The organism is Muricoccus vinaceus (assembly GCF_042433125.1).
GTDB lineage: Bacteria > Pseudomonadota > Alphaproteobacteria > Acetobacterales > Acetobacteraceae > Roseomonas > Roseomonas vinacea.
In genome coordinates this window covers 133463-153463 of the sequence record NZ_JBHLVZ010000025.1, presented here as the reverse complement: position 1 = coordinate 153463, position 20001 = coordinate 133463, and the positions used below count along the sequence as shown (strand labels likewise).

The 20001-nt window shown below is 71.8% G+C and carries 21 protein-coding genes and 2 pseudogenes; 22 read left to right on the top strand and 1 reads right to left on the bottom strand.

Going from position 1 to position 20001, the window contains the following annotated elements; genetic code table 11:
* Nucleotides 1-12 precede the first annotated feature (12 nt).
* The 22 genes and pseudogenes from ACFFIC_RS12105 (at nt 13) to ACFFIC_RS12000 (ending at nt 18702) form a co-directional block, all read left to right on the top strand.
* The gene (locus tag ACFFIC_RS12105; protein WP_377050593.1) at nt 13-315 is read left to right on the top strand and encodes a DUF883 family protein; all 303 of its coding nucleotides are present in this window, start codon (nt 13-15) and stop codon (nt 313-315) included.
* Nucleotides 316-329: 14 nt separating this feature from the next.
* A complete protein-coding gene (locus ACFFIC_RS12100; RefSeq protein ID WP_377050591.1) occupies nt 330-755 on the top strand; it encodes a hypothetical protein in 426 nt (141 codons plus the stop codon).
* Between the two features lie 126 nt (nt 756-881).
* Nucleotides 882-1152, top strand: a pseudogene (gene pstC / locus ACFFIC_RS12095) (phosphate ABC transporter permease PstC); the annotation flags it as partial.
* 262 nt (nt 1153-1414) lie between these two features.
* A pseudogene (locus ACFFIC_RS12090) lies at nt 1415-1528 on the top strand (phosphate ABC transporter ATP-binding protein); the annotation flags it as partial.
* A gap of 19 nt (nt 1529-1547) precedes the next feature.
* Nucleotides 1548-1982, top strand: coding sequence for a phosphate signaling complex PhoU family protein (locus ACFFIC_RS12085; RefSeq protein WP_377050589.1), 435 nt, complete (start codon nt 1548-1550; stop codon nt 1980-1982).
* Complete coding sequence (gene phoB / locus ACFFIC_RS12080) at nt 1979-2692, top strand: phosphate regulon transcriptional regulator PhoB (protein ID WP_377050587.1); 714 nt, start codon at nt 1979-1981, stop codon at nt 2690-2692. Before ACFFIC_RS12085 ends, phoB begins: the two co-directional genes overlap by 4 nt.
* Nucleotides 2693-3122: 430 nt before the next feature.
* Nucleotides 3123-3692 carry a hypothetical protein gene (locus ACFFIC_RS12075; RefSeq protein WP_377050585.1) on the top strand — a complete coding sequence of 190 codons (570 nt, stop codon included), beginning with the start codon at nt 3123-3125 and terminating at the stop codon, nt 3690-3692.
* 132 nt (nt 3693-3824) lie between these two features.
* The gene (locus tag ACFFIC_RS12070) at nt 3825-4532 is read left to right on the top strand and encodes an RraA family protein (RefSeq protein ID WP_377050583.1); all 708 of its coding nucleotides are present in this window, start codon (nt 3825-3827) and stop codon (nt 4530-4532) included.
* A complete protein-coding gene (locus ACFFIC_RS12065) occupies nt 4529-5227 on the top strand; it encodes a class I SAM-dependent methyltransferase (RefSeq protein ID WP_377050581.1) in 699 nt (232 codons plus the stop codon). Before ACFFIC_RS12070 ends, ACFFIC_RS12065 begins: the two co-directional genes overlap by 4 nt.
* The gene (locus tag ACFFIC_RS12060; RefSeq protein WP_377050579.1) at nt 5224-5664 is read left to right on the top strand and encodes an acyl-CoA thioesterase; all 441 of its coding nucleotides are present in this window, start codon (nt 5224-5226) and stop codon (nt 5662-5664) included. The genes ACFFIC_RS12065 and ACFFIC_RS12060 overlap by 4 nt, the downstream gene beginning before the upstream one ends.
* A 160-nt stretch (nt 5665-5824) precedes the next feature.
* Nucleotides 5825-6619 (top strand): class II aldolase/adducin family protein, encoded by a 795-nt coding sequence (locus tag ACFFIC_RS12055; RefSeq protein WP_377050577.1) that lies wholly within the window; start codon nt 5825-5827, stop codon nt 6617-6619.
* Complete coding sequence (locus ACFFIC_RS12050; protein ID WP_377050575.1) at nt 6616-8256, top strand: amidohydrolase; 1641 nt, start codon at nt 6616-6618, stop codon at nt 8254-8256. The genes ACFFIC_RS12055 and ACFFIC_RS12050 overlap by 4 nt, the downstream gene beginning before the upstream one ends.
* Before the next feature lie 4 nt (nt 8257-8260).
* Nucleotides 8261-9199: an ABC transporter permease gene (locus ACFFIC_RS12045; protein ID WP_377050573.1), complete on the top strand. Its 939-nt coding sequence runs from the start codon at nt 8261-8263 to the stop codon at nt 9197-9199.
* A complete protein-coding gene (locus ACFFIC_RS12040) occupies nt 9199-10089 on the top strand; it encodes an ABC transporter permease (RefSeq protein WP_377050571.1) in 891 nt (296 codons plus the stop codon). The genes ACFFIC_RS12045 and ACFFIC_RS12040 overlap by 1 nt, the downstream gene beginning before the upstream one ends.
* 22 nt (nt 10090-10111) lie before the next feature.
* Nucleotides 10112-11704 (top strand): ABC transporter substrate-binding protein, encoded by a 1593-nt coding sequence (locus ACFFIC_RS12035; RefSeq protein WP_377050569.1) that lies wholly within the window; start codon nt 10112-10114, stop codon nt 11702-11704.
* A gap of 56 nt (nt 11705-11760) precedes the next feature.
* Nucleotides 11761-13191, top strand: coding sequence for an amidohydrolase family protein (locus ACFFIC_RS12030; RefSeq protein ID WP_377050567.1), 1431 nt, complete (start codon nt 11761-11763; stop codon nt 13189-13191).
* Nucleotides 13188-14186: an ABC transporter ATP-binding protein gene (locus ACFFIC_RS12025; RefSeq protein WP_377050565.1), complete on the top strand. Its 999-nt coding sequence runs from the start codon at nt 13188-13190 to the stop codon at nt 14184-14186. The genes ACFFIC_RS12030 and ACFFIC_RS12025 overlap by 4 nt, the downstream gene beginning before the upstream one ends.
* Nucleotides 14183-15277: an ABC transporter ATP-binding protein gene (locus tag ACFFIC_RS12020; RefSeq protein WP_377050563.1), complete on the top strand. Its 1095-nt coding sequence runs from the start codon at nt 14183-14185 to the stop codon at nt 15275-15277. Before ACFFIC_RS12025 ends, ACFFIC_RS12020 begins: the two co-directional genes overlap by 4 nt.
* An 86-nt stretch (nt 15278-15363) precedes the next feature.
* Entirely contained in the window at nt 15364-16548 is a 1185-nt protein-coding gene (locus tag ACFFIC_RS12015) for an iron-containing alcohol dehydrogenase (protein ID WP_377050561.1), read from the top strand.
* A 7-nt stretch (nt 16549-16555) separates the two neighbouring features.
* On the top strand, nt 16556-17089 hold the full coding sequence (locus ACFFIC_RS12010) for a sigma-70 family RNA polymerase sigma factor (RefSeq protein ID WP_377050559.1): 534 nt from the start codon (nt 16556-16558) through the stop codon (nt 17087-17089).
* Complete coding sequence (locus ACFFIC_RS12005) at nt 17086-17799, top strand: anti-sigma factor (protein WP_377050557.1); 714 nt, start codon at nt 17086-17088, stop codon at nt 17797-17799. The genes ACFFIC_RS12010 and ACFFIC_RS12005 overlap by 4 nt, the downstream gene beginning before the upstream one ends.
* A gap of 120 nt (nt 17800-17919) precedes the next feature.
* The gene (locus tag ACFFIC_RS12000; RefSeq protein WP_377050555.1) at nt 17920-18702 is read left to right on the top strand and encodes a DUF4394 domain-containing protein; all 783 of its coding nucleotides are present in this window, start codon (nt 17920-17922) and stop codon (nt 18700-18702) included.
* Between the two features lie 36 nt (nt 18703-18738).
* Here ACFFIC_RS12000 and ACFFIC_RS11995 read toward each other — a convergent pair whose 3' ends face one another.
* Complete coding sequence (locus ACFFIC_RS11995) at nt 18739-19932, bottom strand: EAL domain-containing protein (RefSeq protein WP_377050553.1); 1194 nt, start codon at nt 19930-19932, stop codon at nt 18739-18741.
* Between the last annotated feature and the right edge of the window lie 69 nt (nt 19933-20001).

Genomic DNA, 20001 nt, shown 5'->3' with positions numbered 1-20001 from the left:
AGGAGAAAACCCATGTCCGCGAACACCGAAACCGGCAAGGCCGTCGACCAGGCCGCGAGCGCCGTGAACGAGGCCGCGGGCAGCGTGGGCGACCAGATCGCGGCGCTGCGCAAGCAGGTCGAGGATCTCTACGCCGACCGCCAGAAGTACATGTCCCAGGCGGTGGACGCCGCCGAGGGCTATGCCGCCCGCGCGACGGACGCCACCCGGGTGCAGTACGAGGCCGTGACCGACCGTGTGCGCGAGCGCCCGGGCCAGTCCCTGCTGATCGCGGCCGGCGTCGGCTACATCCTCGCCCGTATCCTCGGCCGCTGAGAGGGGACGGCACCATGCGGACCTTCAGCCTTGTCGGGATGGCGGCACAGGCCGAAGGCCGCCGCCTGAAGGCGAAGGCAAGCGCCACCGCCACGCGGATGGCCTTCTACGCGGCGGCGGGCGTGATGGGGCTGGCAGCCTTCGCCATGCTGCACGTCCTGCTGTTTCACCTGGCCCTGCTCTACTTCGGCCCGATCGTCTCGGCGCTGGTGGTGCTGGTTCTGGACCTCGTGATCGCCGGCATCCTGGCCCTTCTCGCCTCTCGCAAAACAACCGTGCGGGAGGAAATGGAGGCCCAGGCCGTGCGCAACGTGGCCTTGCAGGGGGCCGCGCAATCCGCGGTCGCCGGCTTCACCACCCAGGCCGCGCCGCTGATGGCGCTTGCGGGGATTGCTGTGGCCGCGCTCTGGCCCAAGCTGCGCGGCAGCCGCCGGGCCTGAAGCCCCCACATGACCGGAACAGGGCGCCCCCCGCGAGGATGGCGCCCTTTTTCATGCCCGCTCCCCGGGCGGCGCTGCTGTCGCTGATGCGCCAACAAACTGCAGCGCGGCCGTCGCCCGGCCTGTACCCGCGTTTCCGTGGTGGGCGGCATCATGCTCGGCCTCGGCCGCACGCTCGGCGAGACGATGGCGGTCACCTTCGTGATCGGCAACGCCAGCCGCATCACCGCCTCCGTCCTCGACCCCGGCAACACCATCGCCTCCATCATGGCCCTCGAATTGGGGGAATGCGCGGCGGGAAGCCTCAAGCTCTTCTCCCCCACTGGCGCTCGGCTTCCTGCTCTTCGTCAGCCCCTTCGCGGTGCTGGCCCTGTCGCGCTGGCTGCTGCGCTCGCGGCTGAAGGTCCGAACGGCCTGCCGGCCACGACCGCCTCTTCCGTGCCCGGCCACGCCAAGGACCAGCGCGCCTCCGCCGCGCTCGGCCGGCGCCCCGCGCACCGACGCGCTGATCCGCTAACCTCTGCGTGGCCGCCACCCTGCTGGGCCTGCTCTTCCTCGTCTCCATCCTGGCCACGCTGGCCGTGAAGGGCGCCGGCGGCATCTCCGCCAGCGTCTTCACCCAGGTGATGCGGCCGCCGGGATCGCGGGGCGGGCTGCTTCAGGTCGCCTTCTTCTACCTGGGCGAACTCGTGGAGGCGGCGCCCGCCGCCGACCTTTTCACGGCGTCGCGCCAGAAGCGCACCCAGGACTCCATCACCGGCCGCTTCGGCTGACCCAGGGAAGGGACGCGCCATGGAACGCCAGAAGGACCAGCCCACGGATCGCATCGTGAAGTCCTATGAAGAGAACCTGCGCCGCCCGCGGGACCTGATCGCCCGCATGGGCGACCTGGCCGAGCGCCAGGTGGCCGACAGCGCCGATGCCCTGGTGCGCCGCGACTCCGAGCCGGCCGGCGAGGTGGTGTGCCGCGACGCCCCGATCGACGCGCTGGAACGCGAGGTGGACGCGTTCTGCGTCCGCCTGCTGGCGCTGCGCCAGCCCATGGCCGGCGACCTCCGCTTCATCATCGCGGCGCTCGAGATCAGCCAGGACATCGAGCGCATCGGCGACCACGCCACCAACATCGCCGAGACAGCCCACTACGCCATCAATGGAGCCATCCTGCCGGACGAGCGCCCCAAGGCCGACATATCGGCTGACCTGCCATCGACCCAGGCCACAGCATGAGGAGCTCCTCGCTACCCGAGCACCAACGCCCGACCATCCTGGTGGTGGAGGACGAGGCGCCGCTGCTCACCCTGCTGCGCTACAACCTGGAAAAGCAGGGCTTCCGCGTGGAAGAGGCGACGGATGGCCCGGAGGCTCTGCTCAAGGTAAACGAGGCCAAGCCCGACCTGATGCTGCTGGACTGGATGCTTCCGGCCATGTCGGGCCTGGAGGTCTGCCGCCAGCTTCGCCGCCGTCCCGAGACGCGGGACCTGCCGATCATCATGGTCACCGCCCGCACGGAGGAGGCGGACGCGGTGCGGGCGCTCGACACCGGCGCGGACGACCACATCGGCAAGCCCTTCACCATCGAGGCGCTGCTGGCCCGCATCCGCGCCGTGATGCGGCGCGCCGCGGGGCCGACCACCAAGGGTGCCCTGATCTGGCAGGATGTATCCATGGACCGGGACGCGCATCGCGCGACCCGCGGCGGCCGCAACCTGCACCTGGGCCCCACCGAGTACCGCCTGCTGGAATTCTTCCTCCAGCACCCCGGCCGCGTGTTTTCCCGCGAACAGCTTCTGGATGCCGTCTGGGGCCGCGACATCCACGTGGAGCTCCGCACGGTTGACGTCCATATCCGCCGCCTGCGCAAGGCGCTGAACGGCGACAACGACACCGACGTCATCCGCACCGTCCGGAGCGCCGGCTACGCGCTGGACGTGCAGTAAGGCCTCGGCCGGGACGCGGGCTGGCCCACAGGGCCCTCGTCCGGCGACCCGGCCCGGGTAGCCGCCCGCAACGCTGTCCGCACCGCCAGGCTCGCCTGAACCGGGACCCTGTGATGCCGCGGTGGGCACCATATTCCGGATCCGAGACCTGGCCGCCTCCGCACGGGCCCGGATTCGCCCGCCTGCCGAAGGCGCATGACGCTGACACAATTCGGTCGGCCGGATGGCACAATCCCCAGGCAGTAAGGCCCGGCGCGCCTGATGGAACCGGCTGTTCGCAGCAGCCGGGGGGGGGGGGCGCCGTCGGGCGCATGGATATGGCAAGCCTGCCACGGAGAGGCGCAAACGAATTGAACAATGCAAATGGTCATAACGCTGCTCGCGAATCTGTGATCAAGTACGGCTAACGTATTTCAAGGGCAGCTGCGCGATGTCCGGCCTTTCTCCACTCCTTGCTTGGTGCATGCCCCAGGTGGTGCATGCCAATGACAATGCCGGATCGACCGCCGTTCTGGCGGCCGATGGCGAGCTGGCGATCTCCTGTGCCTTGGCCCCGGATCCCCGGTGGGAAGGGCCGGGGGCGGTGCTCGCCACGGGCGTGCGGGACGGCCGGCACGGCCTCGGCCTCGTGCGGGTCGCGGGCGGCGAGCCGACGGACGGCGACGTTGCGGTGGACCCGAGCATCCTCCGCCGCCTGCTGGTGCATTACGGCCTTTGGCTCGGATTCGACGGAGAGGCGGAAACCCTGGCCGAGGGGGAGCTGCGCCGCCTGCCCATGCCGGTCGGCGCGCATGGCCGCGTGGAATACCGCCTCGATCTCCGGCGGATCGGGCGCCGCGCCCAGGTGCTGACCGCCGATGGCACGGTCCTGCTGAACGGCCGGGCCGTGGCGACGGTGGAGGGGCTTTCCGTCGCCTTCCGCACCCCCGAGGCCTATGCCCGCCGCGCTGCCCGGGGCTTGGTGGCCTCGCCCGACGGGGCGGGCATGTCCTCCGCCTGAGGCAGGGGAGGGTTCCCACCCGAAGGGCCGGGCGGCGCGGCCCGCCGATTTGCCCTTCCGGCCCGGCCCGGCGATGCTGCGCCCCCCTCAAGGGGCGCCCAAGGTGCCCCGGGGGAGGAACCGGAGACGCCCATGCCCGATTATCCCTTCACCGCGGCCGACCTCGAGGCGCTGCGGGCCTGGGACACCCCCACCATCTGCAACGCGCTGGAAATGGTCGCCCCGCACCGTCGCGGCCATGGCTTCACGCTCCGCCAGCTCGTCCCGGCCTCGACCACCCTGCCACCCATCTGCGGCCTAGCCCGCACCGGCACCATCCGGGCCGCCGCCCCCTCGGGCCGCGCCGCCGAGGTGGACCGGGCCGCCCGCATCGGCTGGTACGAATACGTCGCCGATTCCGCCCTGCCGAGCGTCGTGGTGCTGCAGGATCTGGATGATACCCCCGGCACCGGCGCCTTCTGGGGCGAGGTCAACACCAACATCCACAAGGCCATCGGCGCCCAGGGCTGCGTCACCAACGGCTCCATCCGCGACCTCGACATGATCGCGCAGGGGTTCCAGCTCATCGCCGGCTCGGTGAACCCCTCCCACGCCTATGTGCACATCGTCCAGTACGGGCAGGAGGTGACCGTCCACGGCATGGCCTGCCACCACGACGCGGTGGTGCATGCCGATCGCCACGGTGCCGTCGTGATCCCGCACGACGCGGTGACGAAGATCCCGTCGGCCATCGAGCTGCTCTCGCGGCGGGAGCGGGTGATCCTGGACCTCTGCGCCTCCCGCGACTTCACCGTGGCCGCCCTGCGCGACGCCCTCTCGCGCGCGGACGAGATCCATTGATCGCATCCGGCGACGGGCCCCGGGCCGCGCCCGCCCTCACACCCGCCGCCGCCGAGGTCATGCAGGCCATCCACGGGGTTGACGCTTACGCCGGCTTCCAGCCGACGCGCCCCCTGGACCTGCAGGGCTGGAACGGACTGCACCCCGCCCTGGTCCAGGCGGTCGAGGCGGCGAAGCCCCGCCTGGCCCTCGATGTCGGTGTCTGGAAGGGCCAGTCCACCGCCTTCCTGGCGGAGGCGATGCGGCGGGTGCGGCCCGATTCCGCGCTCGTCGCCATCGACACGTTTCTCGGCAGCCACGAGCACTGGAACCGCGACCGCCCGGACCGGATCATGGAGAGCATCGGCCTGGTCCATGGCTGGCCCTCGCTCTACTGGCAGTTCCTCTCGAACATGGTGCTCAGCGGCCATGCCGAGCGCGTGGTGCCGCTGGCGCAGACGAGCGACAACGCCGCGGTCATCCTCGCCCGCCTCCGGATCCGTCCCGACCTCGTCCACATCGACGCGGCGCACGAGTACGATCCGGTGCGGCGCGACATCGAGAACTATTGGGGGCTGCTACGGCCCGGTGGGATCCTCATCGGTGACGACTACCCCTGGCCCGGCGTGAAGAAGGCGGCCGACGAGTTCGCCGCGAAGCACGGCCTGGAGATGAAGGTCGAGAATCCGAAATGGATCATCCGCAAGCCCGCATGACGCGCCCCGTCCTCGCCCGCGTCCGGCCGGAATGGGTCGATCACTACGGCCACATGAATGTCGCGCCCTATGTCGTCGTGTTCGACATGGCGACGGACGCGCTCTGGCCGAGGATCGGCCTGGGCGAGGGTTTCCGCGCCCGGGGCTTCGGCACCTTCGCCGCCGAGAACTGGATCGCCTACGAACGGGAGGTCAGGCTGGACGACCCGCTCTCCGCCGAGAGCGAGGTGCTGGCGCATGACGGGAAGCGCCTGCTGATCCGCCATCGCCTGTTCCACGCGGAAGCCGGCTTCGAGAGCGCGCGGTGCGAGCTGCTCTTTCTCTGCGTGGACCTCTCCCTGCGCCGGGTCCGCCCCTGGCCGGAGGAAACGGCGGCCGCCTTCGCGGCGGCGCCGGTCGGGCGACCCCCGGAACGCCTGGCGCTGCGCCGCCCCTGACCCGGTCCGGCGGGCGGGCGCCCAAAGCGGCGGCACACTGCGTCCCCCGGCGGCAGCCGGGCACCCGATGGCGCCAGGAACCAGCCGACGGTATCCAATATCCGGGTTGACGCCTCATGGCGCGAAGGGGAACCTCCCCGCCCGCACGGAGGACCCCCCCATGAACGTTGCGACCAATGCCGCCATCCGCGCCGAGGGTGACATCCCCGCCGGCATGTCGCCCGAGGAATGGGCCGTCCGCTGCGACCTGGCCGCGCTCTACCGCCTGGTGGCCCACCACCGGATGACGGACTTCATCTACACCCACATCTCCGCCCGCATCCCCGGGCCGGAGCACCACTTCCTCATCAACCGCTACGGCGTGCTGTTCCACGACATGCGCGCGAGCGACCTGGTGAAGATCGACCTGGACGGCAACGTGCTGGACGACGAGCCCGCCTCGCGCCGCGTCAACGCCGCCGGCTTCACCATCCACTCCGCCATCCACATGGCGCGGGAGGACCTGATGTGCGTGGTCCACACGCACACCTCCGCCGGGATCGCGGTGTCCTGCCAGAAGCAGGGGCTGCTGCCGATCAGCCAGCACGCGCTGAAGTTCTACGGCCACCTCTCCTACCACGGCTACGAAGGCGTCGCGCTGGACCTCGACGAGCGCGACCGGCTGATCGCCGACCTCGGCCCCACCAACAAGGCGATGATCCTGGTCAACCACGGCCTGCTGGTCGGCGGGCGCACCATCGCCGAGGCCTGGAACCAGATCTACTACCTGGAGCGCGCCTGCCAGGCGCAGGTCGCGGCCCTCTCGGGCGGCGCCGAGCTGGTCTTCCCGCCCGAGGAGGTGCGGCTCAAGACCGCCGCCCAGTTCAACGGCCCGCACACGCTCACCCATGCCCAGTTCGCCTGGGAATCCGCCCTGCCCATGATCGAGGGCCAGGGCAGGGACTACCGCTCTTGAGCGAGCCGCTCCTTCTTTCCGGCGGCCGCGTCTTCCGCGGTCTTTCGGGCGGCTTCGCGGAGGCCCTGCTGATCGAGGGCGGCCGCGTCGCGGCCGTCGGCGCCAGGGAGGAGGTGGAGGCCGCGGCGCCCGCCGGCACCCGCCGCCTGGACCTGGAGGGCCGGGTCGCGATCCCGGCCTTCAACGAGGCCCACATGCACCTGCTGCCCTACGGCCTCGGGCTGTCTCAGGTGAACCTGCGGGCCGAACAGGTGCGGACGCTCGACGAGGTGCTGCGCCGCATCGCCGAGGCCGTGAAGAAGGCCCCCAAGGGCGCCTGGGTGCTCGGCCGCGGCTACGACCACGGCGCGCTCGACATCGGCCGCCACCCGACGGCGACGGAGCTCGACCGCGTTTCCCCCGACAACCCCGTCTATATCATCCGCACCTGCGGCCACATGGGCGTCGCCAACACCGCCGCCATGAAGGCGGCCGGCGTCGGCCACAACACGCCGGACCCCGAGGGCGGCGCGATCGAGCGCAGGAACGGCGCCCTCACCGGCCTCTTCCTCGAGCGCGCCAAGCGCCTCGTGGTCGACGCCATCCCGCTCCCCTCCGAGGACCACATGGTCGGAGCCATCGAGGCCGCCGGCCATGACCTCGCCTCCCGCGGCTTCGCGACGGCCTCCGACATGAATGTTGGCATGACGGCGGGCCTGCACGAGATCGCCGCCTACCGCCGCGCCCTCTCCGAGGGCCGGCTGATCCAGCGCATGTGGCAGGTCCTGGCCGGCAACCCCGAGGGCATCGCGGAAAGTGCCTGGAACGAGGGCCTCCGCCCCGACCACACGGACGACATGCTGGCCTGGGGCGCCGTGAAGGTCTTCGGCGACGGCTCCGCCGGCGGCCTGACCGCCGCCTTCTTCGACCCCTACCTGGAGAGCGCCGGCGGCGGCACCGGCATGTTCATGTTCCCCGACGAGACCATGGACCGGCTGCTCGCCCTGTATCACCGCCAGGGCTGGCAGCTCGACATCCACGCCATCGGCGACGCCGCGATCGAGCAGGTGCTGGTCGGCATGGAGCGGGCAGGGGAGGGGGATGCCCCCCTCGCCGGCCGCCGCCACCGCATCGAGCACTGCGGCTTCCTCAACCCCGGCCAGCGCGCCCGCATGAAGGCCCACGGCATCATCCCCGTGCCCCAGCCCGTCTTCATGTACGAGTTCGGCGACCTCTACGTGAAGAACCTCGGCCTCGAGCGGGCCGAGGCCGCCTACCCCATGCGCACCTGGCTGGAGGAAGGCCACAACCCCGCCGCGTCCTCCGACAGCCCGGTTTCGACGGTGGACCCCTTCATCAACCTCTTCACCATGCTCACCCGCAAAACCAACAAGGGCACCGTGCTCGGCGCCTCCGAAGCGCTCACCGCCGAGCAGGCGGTGCACTGCTACACCTGGTGCGGCGCCTACTCGCAATTCGCCGAGGACCGCCGCGGCACGCTGGAACCGGGCATGCTGGCCGATGTCGCCGTGCTGTCGCGCGACATCTTCGCCATCGATCCCGAGGAGGTCCTGACCACCGAGGCCGACCTCACGCTGCGCGGCGGGGTGCCCGTCTTCGACCGGCACGGCGCGCTGCGCGCCGCCGCGGCGGCCTGACCGCATGGGGCGCCACGCGGTTCAACGCCTGCTCATGGCCATCCCCGTGCTGTTCGGGGTGATGCTGGTGGGCTTCCTGCTCATGCAGGTCGTCCCGAACGACCCCGCCCTCGTCCGTGCCGGCCCCTCGGCCACGCCGGACGTGGTCGCGGCGCTGCGCGCCGACATGGGCCTCGACAAGCCGCTTTACACGCAGTTCGGCCTTTACCTCTGGCGCCTGCTGCACGGCGACCTCGGCGTTTCCATCATCAACAACGTCCCGGTGCTGCAGGAACTCGGCAACACCGTCGGCCCGACGCTGGAGCTGATGTTCGCGAGCCTGATCTGGTCCATCCCGATCGGCATCGCGCTCGGCACGGTCGGCGCCTATCGCCGCGGCCGGCTGGTGGACCGCCTGATCACCGCCTTCGCCGTCGCCGGCGGCTCCATCCCCGTCTTCTTCCTCGGCCTGGTCCTGATCTGGTACGTCGGCTTCAAGCTCCAGCTCCTGCCCTTCACCGGCCGCGGCGGCCCGCTCTGGACCGAGGAAGGGCTGACCGCGATCATCCTTCCCGCGCTCACCCTCGGCGGCACCTTCATCGGCCCGGTGGCGCGCATGACCCGCACGGCCGTGCTCGACGTGCTCGGCGTGGAGCATGTCCGCACCGCCCGCGCGAAGGGCCTCGGCGAGTTCCGCGTCGTCACCCGCCACGCGCTCCGCAACGCGATGATCCCCGTGGTGACCCTCATCGGCCTGCAGATCGGCTTCCTGCTCGGCGGCGCCGTCGTGACGGAAACGGTGTTCTCCTGGCCCGGCGTGGGCCGCCTCGCGGTGGGCGCCATCCTTTCCGCCGATTTCCCGATGGCCCAGGGCACGATCATCGTCCTCTCGCTCGGCTTCATCCTGATCAACCTCGTGGTGGACGTGCTCTACGCCGCCCTCGACCCCCGGATGCGGGCCTGATGAGCGCGACCGTGGAGAACCCCGTCCTGCCCGCGGCGGCCGAGGCCGCGCCCCCCAAGCGCCCGAACACCCTCGCGCGCCTGCTGCGCGAGCCCGCCGCCGCCTTCGCCCTCGTCCTCGTGGTGCTGGTCATCGGCGCGGCCCTGCTGGCCCCCGTCCTTTCCCCCACCGACCCCTTCGACAACGACCTGTCGCTCGCCATGCAGCCGCCCGGCTCCCCTGGCCTGTGGCTCGGCGCGGACAGCCAGGGCCGCAACATGGTCACCCGCGTTCTCTATGGACTGCGGATCACGCTCCTGATGGGCCTCGCCTCCGTCGCCCTCGGCGGCGGCATCGGAGCGCTGATCGGCTTCGCCGCCGCCTTCTACCGCCGGATCGACGGGCTGCTGATGCGCCTGATGGACATCATGCTCTCCTTCCCCGCCATCCTCTTCGGCCTGGCGCTGGCCGCCATCTTCGGCCCGGGCATCCAGGCCGTGGTGCTGGCCCTTTCCGTGGCCACCATCCCGCTCATGGCCCGCATCGTCCGCGGCTCGGCCCTCGCCGTCATGGGCCTCGACTACATCGAGGCCGCGCGGGCCACGGGCATGTCGGACACGCGCATCATCCTTCGCCACGTCGCGCCGAACTGCCTTTCCTCCATCTTCGTCTTCGCGACCCTCCGCTTCGGCCAGGTGATCCTGCTCGGCTCCGCGCTCTCCTTCCTCGGCCTCGGCGCGCAGCCGCCGACGGCGGAGCTCGGCGCCATGGCGAGCGACGGCCGCAACTTCCTGTTCTTCGCGCCGCACATCGCGGTCATCCCCTGCATCGCCATCTTCGCGGTGGTGCTCGCCTTCAACGTGCTGGGAGACGCGCTGCGCGACGCGCTCGACCCCCGGCTCCGCACCTAGCAACGAGAGAGAGGGATTGTTGATGAAGAAGTGGCTCCTCACCGGCCTGATGGCCCTGGGTGTCGCGGCCCCCGCCGCCGATGCCCTGGCCCAGGCCGCGCCCCGCAACACCCTCGTCGTGCTGCGCGAGATCGACGCCGACAACTACGACCCGCCGCGCTCCACCGCCCGCGGCGCCGGCGAGGTCATCTACATGATGAGCGACACGCTCGTCTCCCTCGACTGGGACCAGCGCACCGTCCGCCCCGGCCTCGCGGAATCCTGGACGGTGTCGGAGGACGGCAAGACCTACACCTTCAAGCTCCGCCGCGACGTCACCTTCTGCGACGGCAAGCCCTTCACCGCGCGCGACGTGGCCTACACCATCAAGCGCTGGGTCGATCCCGCCACCCGCTCCCCCATCCGCTGGCGCGCGGGGCCGGTGGACGACGTGATCGCGGTGGACGACTACACCGTCGAGTACAAGCTGAAGGAACCCTATGGCGAGCTGCTCTACCAGCTCACCCTCTTCTTCGCCTCGATCGTGGACCAGCAGACGGTCGAGAAGCTCGGTGCCAACTTCGGCGTGCAGGGCTTCAACGGCACCGGCCCCTACTGCTGGGGCTCCTGGTCGCCCCGCCAGGACTTCGTGCTGACGCGCCACCCGAACTACCGCTGGGGTCCGCCGCTCTACAGCAACCCGAGCCCCCAGGTTGAGCGCGTGATCTGGCGCATCATCCCCGAGGCCAACACCCGCCTCGCCGCGCTGCAATCCGGCCAGGGCGACGTCACGCAGTACATCCCGCAATTCGCCATCGCCGGGCTGCGCAACGTGCCCACCGTGAAGCTCACCCGCCAGGAGAACTACTTCTGGGACTTCTTCATGGGCTTCAAGGTCGACAAGCCCGTCGTCAGCGACCCCGCCATCCGCCGCGCCGTCAACCTCGGCGTGAACCGCAACGCGGTGGTGCAGGCCACCTTCTTCGGGGCCGCCGACCCGGCCGACGCCTACCTCAACCCGCGCACCATCGGCTACGACGCCGAGGCCGCGAAGATGGTGCCGAGCTTCAACGCCGACGAGGCGCGCCGCGTGCTCGACGAGGCCGGCTGGGCGCCCGGCCCCGACGGCATCCGCGTGAAGAACGGCGAGCGCGCCTCCTTCCTCCTCTATGGCCTGCAGACCAGCGAGTGGCGCCGCATGTCGGAGGCCATGCAGGCGGATCTCCGCCGCATCGGCATCGACATGCGCGTCCAGCTCTGGGACGCGACGGTCGGCTGGGGCAAGCTGGCGACGCAGGAATTCGACGCCTTCATGATGTCCTATCCCTACATCTCCGCGACCGACGGTTTCTCCCTCTACTTCGACAGCACCAACCGCCCGACGCCGAACCGGATGAACTGGAACGACCCGGAGACCGACCGCCTGCTCCGCATCGCCAAGACCGGCCTCGCCGAGGGCGACCGCATGCGGGCGATCGGCGAGGCGCAGCGCCGCATCACCGCCGCCAATGTCTGGCTGCCCATCGCGCGCGAGCAGCTCTGGATCGCGGCCTCCCAGCGGACCGAGGGCGTGCGCCCGCACGGGATCTACGGCGTCGGCCTCTACAAGGGCCTCGACATCCGCCTCACGCGCTGACACCTGCCGAGGGTGGCCGCCGGTTGCGGCCACCCCACTCTCACCGGGGAAGAACCATGACCACCGTCATCCGCAACGCCGACGTCGTCGTCGCCTGGGACGCCTCCGCGGGGCGCCACGTCTACATGCAGGACAGCGACGTCGCCTTCGACGGCGGCACCATCACCTTCGTCGGCCGCGGCTACACCGGCCCGGTGGAGGAGGAGATCCGCGGCGCGGGCCTCATGGTCATGCCCGGCCTGGTGAACATCCACTCCCACCCCTCCAGCGAACCCATGAACAAGGGCCTGCTGGACGAGATCGGCTCCCCCGGCCTCTACAACTCCTCCCTCTACGAGTTCATGCCCATCTTCCGCGCGGACGAGGACGCGGTTCCGTCCTGCGTGCGCGTGGCACTGAGCGAACTCCTGCTCTCCGGCGTCACCACCGTCGCCGATCTCTCCATGGCCCATCCCGGCTGGCTGGACCTGCTGGCGGAATCCGGCATGCGCGTCTGCGTCGCGCCGATGTTCAAGTCCGCCCGCTGGTTCACCAAGAACGGCCACGTCGTGGAATACGAGTGGGACGAGGCCGCCGGCGAGAAGGCCATGACCGAGGCCCTCCAGCTCATCGACCGCGCCGAGCAGCACGAGAGCGGCCGCCTCTTTGGCATGGTCGTCCCCGCCCAGATCGACACCTGCGCCCCCGGCCTGCTGCGCGAGAGCAGCCAGGAGGCCAAGGCCCGTGGCCTCTCCTGGCAGATCCACGCCGCGCAGTCGGTGGTGGAGTTCCACGAGATCACCCGCCGCCACGGCATGACCCCGATCGGCTGGCTGGACAGCATGGGCCTGCTGAACGACCGCGCCATCATCGGCCACGGCATCTTCCTCGACGACCACCCCTCGACGCGCTGGCACACCGACACCGACCTCTCGCGCCTGGCGGAAACCGGCACAACCGTCGCCCATTGCCCCACCGTCTTCGCGCGCCGCGGCATCACCATGAAGAACTTCGGCCGCTACAAGCGCCGCGGCGTGAACATGGGCCTCGGCACCGACACCTACCCGCACAACATGCTCGATGAGATGCGCCTCGTGGGCTATCTCGCCCGCACCCAGGCCACCGACCCCCGTGCCGTCACCACCACCGAGATCTTCGACGCCGCCACGGTCGGCGGCGCCAAGGCGCTGGGCCGCGAGGACATCGGCCGCCTTGCCTCCGGCTGCCGCGCGGACATCGTGCTGGTGAACGCCGAGCACCCGCAGATGCGCCCGGGCCGCGACCCCCTCCGCAGCCTCGTCTACGCGGCGGGCGACCGCGCGCTGCGCGACGTCTACGTGGACGGCCAGCTCGTCGTGAAGGACGGCATGGTGCTGACCATGGACTACGAGCAGGCCGCCGCCCACCTGCACGACGCCCAGAAGCGCATCCTCGACCGCGCGCCCTCCCAGGACTGGGCCCACCGCCCCGTGGAGAACATCAGCCCGCCGAGCTTCAACTGGGTATGACGGGCGACACCCTCCTCCGGGTCGAGGACCTCCGCACCACCTTTCCCAGCGGCTCCGGCGAGATCGCCGCCGTGGACGGCGTCACGCTGGAGGTGCCCCGCGGCCGCACGCTGGGCATCGTGGGGGAGAGCGGCTGCGGCAAGTCCATGCTCTCCCTCTCCATCATGCGCCTGGTTCCCAACCCCGGTCGCCTCGCCCAGGGCCGGGTGGTGCTGGAGGACCGCGACCTCGCCGCGCTCTCCCCCGCGGAGATGCGCGCCGTCCGCGGCAACGAGATCGCGATGATCTTCCAGGAGCCCATGACCTCGCTGAACCCGGTGCACAGCATCGGCAACCAGATCACCGAGGCCATGCGCGCGCACGACACGAAGGCCACCGACGCCGACCTCAAGACCCGCGCCATCGAGGCCCTGCGCCGCGTCCGCATCCCGTCCCCCGAGCGCCGCTTCGCCGAGTACCCGCATCAGCTCTCGGGGGGCATGCGCCAGCGCGTGATGATCGCCATGGCACTCGCCTGCCAGCCCCGCCTGCTGATCGCGGACGAGCCCACCACGGCCCTCGACGTCACCGTCCAGGCCCAGATCCTCGACCTGCTGCGCGACCTGCAGGGGGAAACGGGCATGTCCGTCATCCTCATCACCCACGACCTCGGCGTCGTCGCCGAGATGGCCGACGAGGTCGCGGTGATGTATGCCGGCCGCGTGGTGGAGCGCGGCACCGCCGCCGACATCTTCAACGACCCGCAGCACCCCTACACGATCGGCCTTCTCGGCAGCATCCCGCGCATCGAGGAGGATCGCGACCGCCTCCTTTCCATCGACGGCAGCGTGCCTCCGCCCTTCGCCTTCCCGGAGGGCTGCCGCTTCCATCCGCGCTGCCCCTTCGCCATCCGCGCCTGCACGGAGACCGACCCGCCCTTGCGCGAACTTTCCCCCGGCCACCGCGCCGCCTGCATCCGCGCGCCCGTTGAACTCGTCACGGAGGCGGCGGCATGAGCGAGGCCCCGCTGCTCCGCGCCGAGAACATCGCCAAGCACTACCCCGTCAAGAAGGGCCTCATCATCGCCCGCCAGGTCGGCGCCGTCCGCGCCGTGGACGGCGTGTCCTTCTCCCTTCACCGCGGCGAAACCCTGGCGCTGGTGGGCGAGAGCGGCTGCGGCAAGTCCACCACCGCCCGCCTCGTCATGCGCCTGATCGAGCCCAGCGCCGGCCGCGTCCACTTCAACGGCGAGGACGTCACGGAGGTCGCCGGCGCGAAGCTCCGCGCGCTGCGCCGCCGCCTGCAGATCGTCTTCCAGGACCCCTATGCCAGCCTGAACCCGCGCCTGACGGTCGCCGACGCGATCTCCGAGCCCATGGCCGTCCACGGCCTCGGCAACGCCGCCTCCCGGCGCGCGCGCGTGGAGGAACTGCTGCGCCTGACGGGCCTCCGTCCCTTCCACGCCAACCGCTACCCGCACGAGTTCTCCGGCGGCCAGCGCCAGCGCATCGGCATCGCCCGCGCCCTCTCGGTGGAGCCCGAGGTCGTGGTCTGCGACGAGCCGGTCTCCGCGCTCGACGTCTCCATCCAGGCGCAGGTCGTGAACCTGCTGCGCGACCTCCAGCAGCGCCTCGGCCTTTCCTATCTTTTCATCGCGCACGACCTCGCGGTGGTGAAGCACGTCGCCGACCGGGTGGCGGTCATGTATCTCGGCCGCATCGTGGAGGTGGCCCCCAAGCACGCGCTCTTCTCCGACCCGCGCCACCCCTACACGCGCGCCCTCCTCGCCGCGATCCCGCGCCCCGACCCAGCCCGCCGCGGCGGCGTGCGCCCGCTGGCGGGGGACCTGCCAAGCCCCATGGCCATCCCATCCGGCTGCCGCTTCCACACGCGCTGCCCCCATGCCCAGCCCGTGTGCCGCGAGCAGGACCCGCCGCTGCGCGAGATCGCCCCCGGCCACACCAGCGCCTGCCACTTCGCCGAGGACCTTCCACGCTTCGACGCCGAAGCTGGCGCGGGCGTACCGCCCGTCGCGGCCCGTCGCCTGGCAGCCTATGCAGCGGCCCGCGCGGCGCGCGCCGTGCCTGCCGTCGAGCCCGTGGCCTGACACAACGCGGAGGGTTCGGCCCGCCACCGTTTACGCAGCCGCCTCCGGCCCGCATGATGCGCCCCAAAGAAGGGGAACGCCCGCCCATGCTCGTCACGCTCGTCGCCCCCCGCCTGATTCTCTCGGGCGGCGGCTCCGTTTCCAGGGTGGCCGAGGTCCTGGCGCAGCTCGGCCTCTCGCGCCCCCTCGTCGTCACCGATCCCTGGATGGCATCCTCCGGCACGGTCGATCGCTGCCTCGCCCCCCTCCGCGCTGCCGGCCTTTCCCCCGCCGTCTTCAGCGAGACCGTTCCCGACCCCACCGACACCGTCGTGGAAGCCGGCGTGCAGGCCTTCCGCTCCGGTGACTACGACTGCCTGATCGGCTTCGGCGGCGGCAGCCCCATGGACACCGCCAAGGCCATCGCCATCCTCGCCGCCGCGCCGGAGGGCACGCATATCCGCGCCTACAAGGCTCCCGCCCAGGCCAACACCGGCGCCGTGCCCGTCATCTGCATCCCCACCACCGCCGGCACCGGCAGCGAGGCCACGCGCTTCACCGTCATCACCGACACCGCGCGCGACGAGAAGATGCTCATCGCGGGCCTCGGCGCCCTCCCGCTCGCCGCCATCGTCGACCACGAACTCACCTGGACCGTGCCCGCCCGCACCGTCGCCGACACCGGCGTGGACAGCCTCACCCACGCGCTGGAGGCCTTCGTCAGCAAGCGCGCCAATCCCTTCAGCGACGACTACGCGCGCCTCGCCATGCGCCTGATCGCCCCCAACCTGCGCCGCGCCTATGCCGACGCGTCCAGCCCGGGCGGCAAGCGGGACGAGGAGGCGCGCGAGGCGATGATGCGCGGCGCCATGCTGGCCGGCCTTGCCTTCTCCAACGCCTCCGTCGCTCTCGTGCACGGCATGTCGCGTCCCATCGGCGCGCATTTCCACGTGCCCCATGGCCTCTCCAACGCCATGCTCCTGCCCGCCGTCACCCGCTTCGGCCTGCAATCCGCGCTGCCCCGCTACGCCGAGGCCGCGCGCATCATGGGCGTCGCCAGGGAAGGGGAGGGGGACCAGTCCGCCGCCGCCCGCCTGGTGGAGGAGCTGGAGGCGCTGAACCGCGACCTTTCCGTTCCCACCCCCGCTGCCCACGGCATCGACGCCGACCGTTGGGACGGGCTGCTCGACACCATGGCCGCCCAGGCTCTCGCCTCCGGCAGTCCCGCCAACAACCCGCGCGTCCCGGATGCCGCCGAGATCGTCGCCCTCTACCGTGAGGCCTATGCCTGACGCGAGCATGACCCTGGACGCGGCCGGCATGATCCGCGGCGTCGCGGACGGCGAGGCCGGGGCGCTGCGGCGCCTCTACGACGCCCAGGCCTCGCGCCTGTTCGGCGTGGCCATGGCCATCCTGCGCGACCGCGACGCGGCGGCCGACGCCCTGCACGACGCCGTGGTGAAGATCGCCGCGCGCGCCGGTCAGTATGATCCCGCGCGCGGCGAGGGTGGCGCCTGGCTCGCCGCCATCGTCCGCAACACCGCGCTCGACCTCGCCCGCGCCCGTGGGCGGGAAACCCCAACGGACGATCCCAGCCTGGGCGACACCGCCGTCGCCCCCGAGGCGCTGGACCGCCTCTGCGAGAGCCAGGAGGCCGGGCGCCTGCGCGACTGCCTAGCGGCCCTCGAGGACCGCAACCGCGAGGGCATCCTGCTGGCCTTCGTCCACGGCCTGTCCCACGCCCAGATCGCGGCCCGGCTGGACCTGCCGCTGGGCACTGTGAAGGCCTGGATCCGCCGCGGGCTCGCCCGCCTGAAGGGCTGCCTCACGTGATCCCCTCCGACCCCGAGGCCCTGGATGCCCTGGCCGCCGAGCACGTCCTCGGCACCCTCGACGCCCGGGAGGCCGCCGAGGTCGCCCGCGCCCTGCCGGTCGATGCCGCGCTCCGCGACGCCGTTGCCCGCTGGGAAGCCCGCCTCGCCCCACTCGCCGATCTCGCGCCCCCCATGGCCCCGCCGGACGGTCTTTGGAAGCGCATCGACGCCTCGGTCGCGAAGCGCAGCCCCGCGCCCGTGGTGCCCCTCCGCGCCGTTCCCGGCCGCGCCGCCCCGCCGCGCCCGGGCAAGTTCTGGAAGGCCTGGTCCGCCGGCGCCACTGCCGTCGCCGCTGGGCTCGCCGCCATCCTGTTCCTCCGCCCCGCCGATCCGCCGCGCATGATGACCGTGCTGCTCACCAGCCGCGACCAGCCGGCCTGGCTGGTGGAGGCCGAGGGCGGCGGGCTGCGCCTGGCCAGCCTCAACCCCCGCCCCGTGGAGCCCGGCCGCGTCCAGCAACTCTGGGCGCTGCCCCCCGGCGCCACCGCGCCCACCTCCCTGGGCCTGATCCCGGAGGGCGGACAGGCCCGTGTCGCTCCGGGCCTCGTCCGCCCCGAGCCGGGCATGCTGATCGAGATCACCCTCGAGCCCCCCGGCGGATCGCCCACGGGCCGCCCGACCGGCCCCATCCTCTTCATCGGGCGCCTCGCCCCGGCCACGGGCACCTGAGACGGCTGTCCGGGAGGCTTCACCACCCTGTGACCATTCCGCCTGCGTCCGTGTGCGGCGCCCCTCCGTAGGGCTGGTGCGAGGCCGACCGCCTCGCCCTCATCCCTCAAGGAGCGACACATGACGCACAGCCTCCGCCGCCTCGCTCTCGCCGGCGCCGCCTTCCTTGGTCTTGCCGCCGCCCCGGCCGGTGCCGCCACCCTGGTGGGCCTGACCGCCGAGGGCAGCCTCGTGCGCATCGACACCGAGGGCCGCCGCGCCTCCGCCCCGGTCCGCGTGCGCGGCGCGGACGGCGCGCTGCTCGGCATCGACGTTCGCCCGGCGGACGGCAAGCTCTATGGCGTCACCGCCAGTGGCCAGATCGTCACCATCGATCCGATGACGGGCATGGCGGCCAAGGTCAGCCAGCTTTCCGAGGCCTTCGAGTCCGGAGGCCGCGCCGTGGTGGATTTCAACCCGGTGGCCGACCGCCTGCGGCTGATGGGCGCCAGCGGCGTGAACTTCCGCGTCAACGTCGAGACGGGCGCGGTGGTCCGCGATGGCCAGCTCAAGTACCAGGCCGGCGGCCCGCTGGCCGAGACCATGCCCCGCGTCACTGCCGGCGCCTACACCAACAGCATGGCGGGCGCGACGGCCACCATGCTGCTGACGATCGACAGCGTGCTGGGCCAGCTCAACCTCCAGGCGCCGCCGAACGACGGCGTGCAGCAGGTGCGCGGCCGCATCGGCAATGGCGTCCCCGCCACCGCCGCCATGGACATTCTCTCGGAAGGCGCCACGAACACCGCCTTCCTGCTCTCGGGCGGCGTGCTGCACACCGTCAACCCGGAGAACGGCACCCCCACCGTCCTCGGCCCCGTGGCCGGCTCGGCCGAGGTGATCGACATCGCCGCGATGCGCTGACCCGGGAAGGGGCGGGGCCTTCGGGTCCCGCCCGCGCTAGCAGGACCGCCCGGGGGACCGCTCCGAGGGTCGTCCCAGGGACGGTCCCGAGGCCCGCCAGGCCGAAGCCCAGGCCGGCAACGCCTGAGCGGGCAGCGGCCGCCCCACCGAGAAGCCCTGGGCATGGTCCACGCCCCGTGCCTCCAACGCCCGCCAGAGCCCTTGCCCCGTCACCCCCTCCGCCGTCACCAGCATGCCGCGCCGCCGCGCCATCCCGGCCAGCCGCTCCACCTCCGCCCGCGCACGCCGGCTGCTCGGCATGGCACCCACCAGGTGCCGGTCCAGCTTGAGGCCGGAGAAGGGCAGGTCCACCAGCACGTCGCGGCGGTCGTCCAGCGTGATGTCGTCGATCCACACCGCGTGCCCCGCCTCGCGCAGCCGCGTCACCGCCCGGCGCAGCAGCGTCACGTCGCCCACCGGCGTGGTTTCCGTCAGCTCGATCCCCAGATCTTCCGGCCGCATCCGGTTCTGCCGGAGCACGCGCGCCAGCCACGGCACGGTGTCCCGGCGCAGCATCACCTCCAACGGCAGGTTGATCGACACGGGCAGGGCGAGTTCCGGCCGCAGCGCCCGCATCTCCCCGGCCACCAGGCCCCCCACGGCCTGCGCGACGGCCACCGAAAGTCCGCCCCGCTCGGCCATGGGAATGAAGGCGTCCGGCCCCAGCGGAGTGGTCCCCTGCCGCCCGTCCGGCCGGAGCCATCGCACCAAGCCTTCGACACCCACCGGCGCCCGGTCGGCGATGCGCACGATGGGCTGGTAGCGCATCGCGACCTCGCCGCGGGCAAGGCCAAGGCGCAGCGCGGCGACCTCCGCCGCCTCGCCGGAAGCCCGCCGCCCGGTCATGCGCTCCAGCGCCGAAAGAATGGCCGCCGGATCGTCGGTGCCGGCATCGCCGCCCAGCAGCACCACATCGGCATCCCCGAACGGATCTTCCGCGACCGCCCGCAGCGTGGTCCAGCCCGGCGCCTCCGGCTGCGCCTCGCAAAAGAGGCCCAGCGGCTGCCGCCCTGGGCCGACAAGCCGCGCCAGCGCCTCGCCCGGCCGCACCACCCGCGCGGGCGGGGCGCCGATGCGGCGCAGCCCGTCCTGCACGAGCTGAAGAAGCCTCGGGCTTCGCAGCGCCGCGAGCAACTCGCCCTCGCGGGGCCGGTAAGGGGTGTCGCGGTCGCCGACCGGATCTTCGGGCACGAAGCGGGCCTGCTACCTGTGTGTCATCGAAGCATAACCCGGCGTCGGAACCCTCTCCAGCCCAAGCGG

Bases quoted from the DNA above. Each gene is read 5' to 3' on its own strand.
- ACFFIC_RS12010 (WP_377050559.1), top strand. From the start codon at position 16,556: ATGACCCTGGACGCGGCCGGCATGATCCGCGGCGTCGCGGACGGCGAG.
- ACFFIC_RS12070 (WP_377050583.1), top strand. From the start codon at position 3,825: ATGCCCGATTATCCCTTCACCGCGGCCGACCTCGAGGCGCTGCGGGCC.
- ACFFIC_RS12030 (WP_377050567.1), top strand. From the start codon at position 11,761: ATGACCACCGTCATCCGCAACGCCGACGTCGTCGTCGCCTGGGACGCC.
- ACFFIC_RS12085 (WP_377050589.1), top strand. From the start codon at position 1,548: ATGGAACGCCAGAAGGACCAGCCCACGGATCGCATCGTGAAGTCCTAT.
- phoB (WP_377050587.1), top strand. From the start codon at position 1,979: ATGAGGAGCTCCTCGCTACCCGAGCACCAACGCCCGACCATCCTGGTG.
- ACFFIC_RS12055 (WP_377050577.1), top strand. From the start codon at position 5,825: ATGAACGTTGCGACCAATGCCGCCATCCGCGCCGAGGGTGACATCCCC.
- ACFFIC_RS12100 (WP_377050591.1), top strand. From the start codon at position 330: ATGCGGACCTTCAGCCTTGTCGGGATGGCGGCACAGGCCGAAGGCCGC.
- ACFFIC_RS12015 (WP_377050561.1), top strand. From the start codon at position 15,364: ATGCTCGTCACGCTCGTCGCCCCCCGCCTGATTCTCTCGGGCGGCGGC.
- ACFFIC_RS12045 (WP_377050573.1), top strand. From the start codon at position 8,261: ATGGGGCGCCACGCGGTTCAACGCCTGCTCATGGCCATCCCCGTGCTG.
- ACFFIC_RS12000 (WP_377050555.1), top strand. From the start codon at position 17,920: ATGACGCACAGCCTCCGCCGCCTCGCTCTCGCCGGCGCCGCCTTCCTT.
- ACFFIC_RS12105 (WP_377050593.1), top strand. From the start codon at position 13: ATGTCCGCGAACACCGAAACCGGCAAGGCCGTCGACCAGGCCGCGAGC.
- ACFFIC_RS12040 (WP_377050571.1), top strand. From the start codon at position 9,199: ATGAGCGCGACCGTGGAGAACCCCGTCCTGCCCGCGGCGGCCGAGGCC.
- ACFFIC_RS12075 (WP_377050585.1), top strand. From the start codon at position 3,123: ATGTCCGGCCTTTCTCCACTCCTTGCTTGGTGCATGCCCCAGGTGGTG.
- ACFFIC_RS12035 (WP_377050569.1), top strand. From the start codon at position 10,112: ATGAAGAAGTGGCTCCTCACCGGCCTGATGGCCCTGGGTGTCGCGGCC.
- ACFFIC_RS12020 (WP_377050563.1), top strand. From the start codon at position 14,183: ATGAGCGAGGCCCCGCTGCTCCGCGCCGAGAACATCGCCAAGCACTAC.
- ACFFIC_RS12025 (WP_377050565.1), top strand. From the start codon at position 13,188: ATGACGGGCGACACCCTCCTCCGGGTCGAGGACCTCCGCACCACCTTT.
- ACFFIC_RS12060 (WP_377050579.1), top strand. From the start codon at position 5,224: ATGACGCGCCCCGTCCTCGCCCGCGTCCGGCCGGAATGGGTCGATCAC.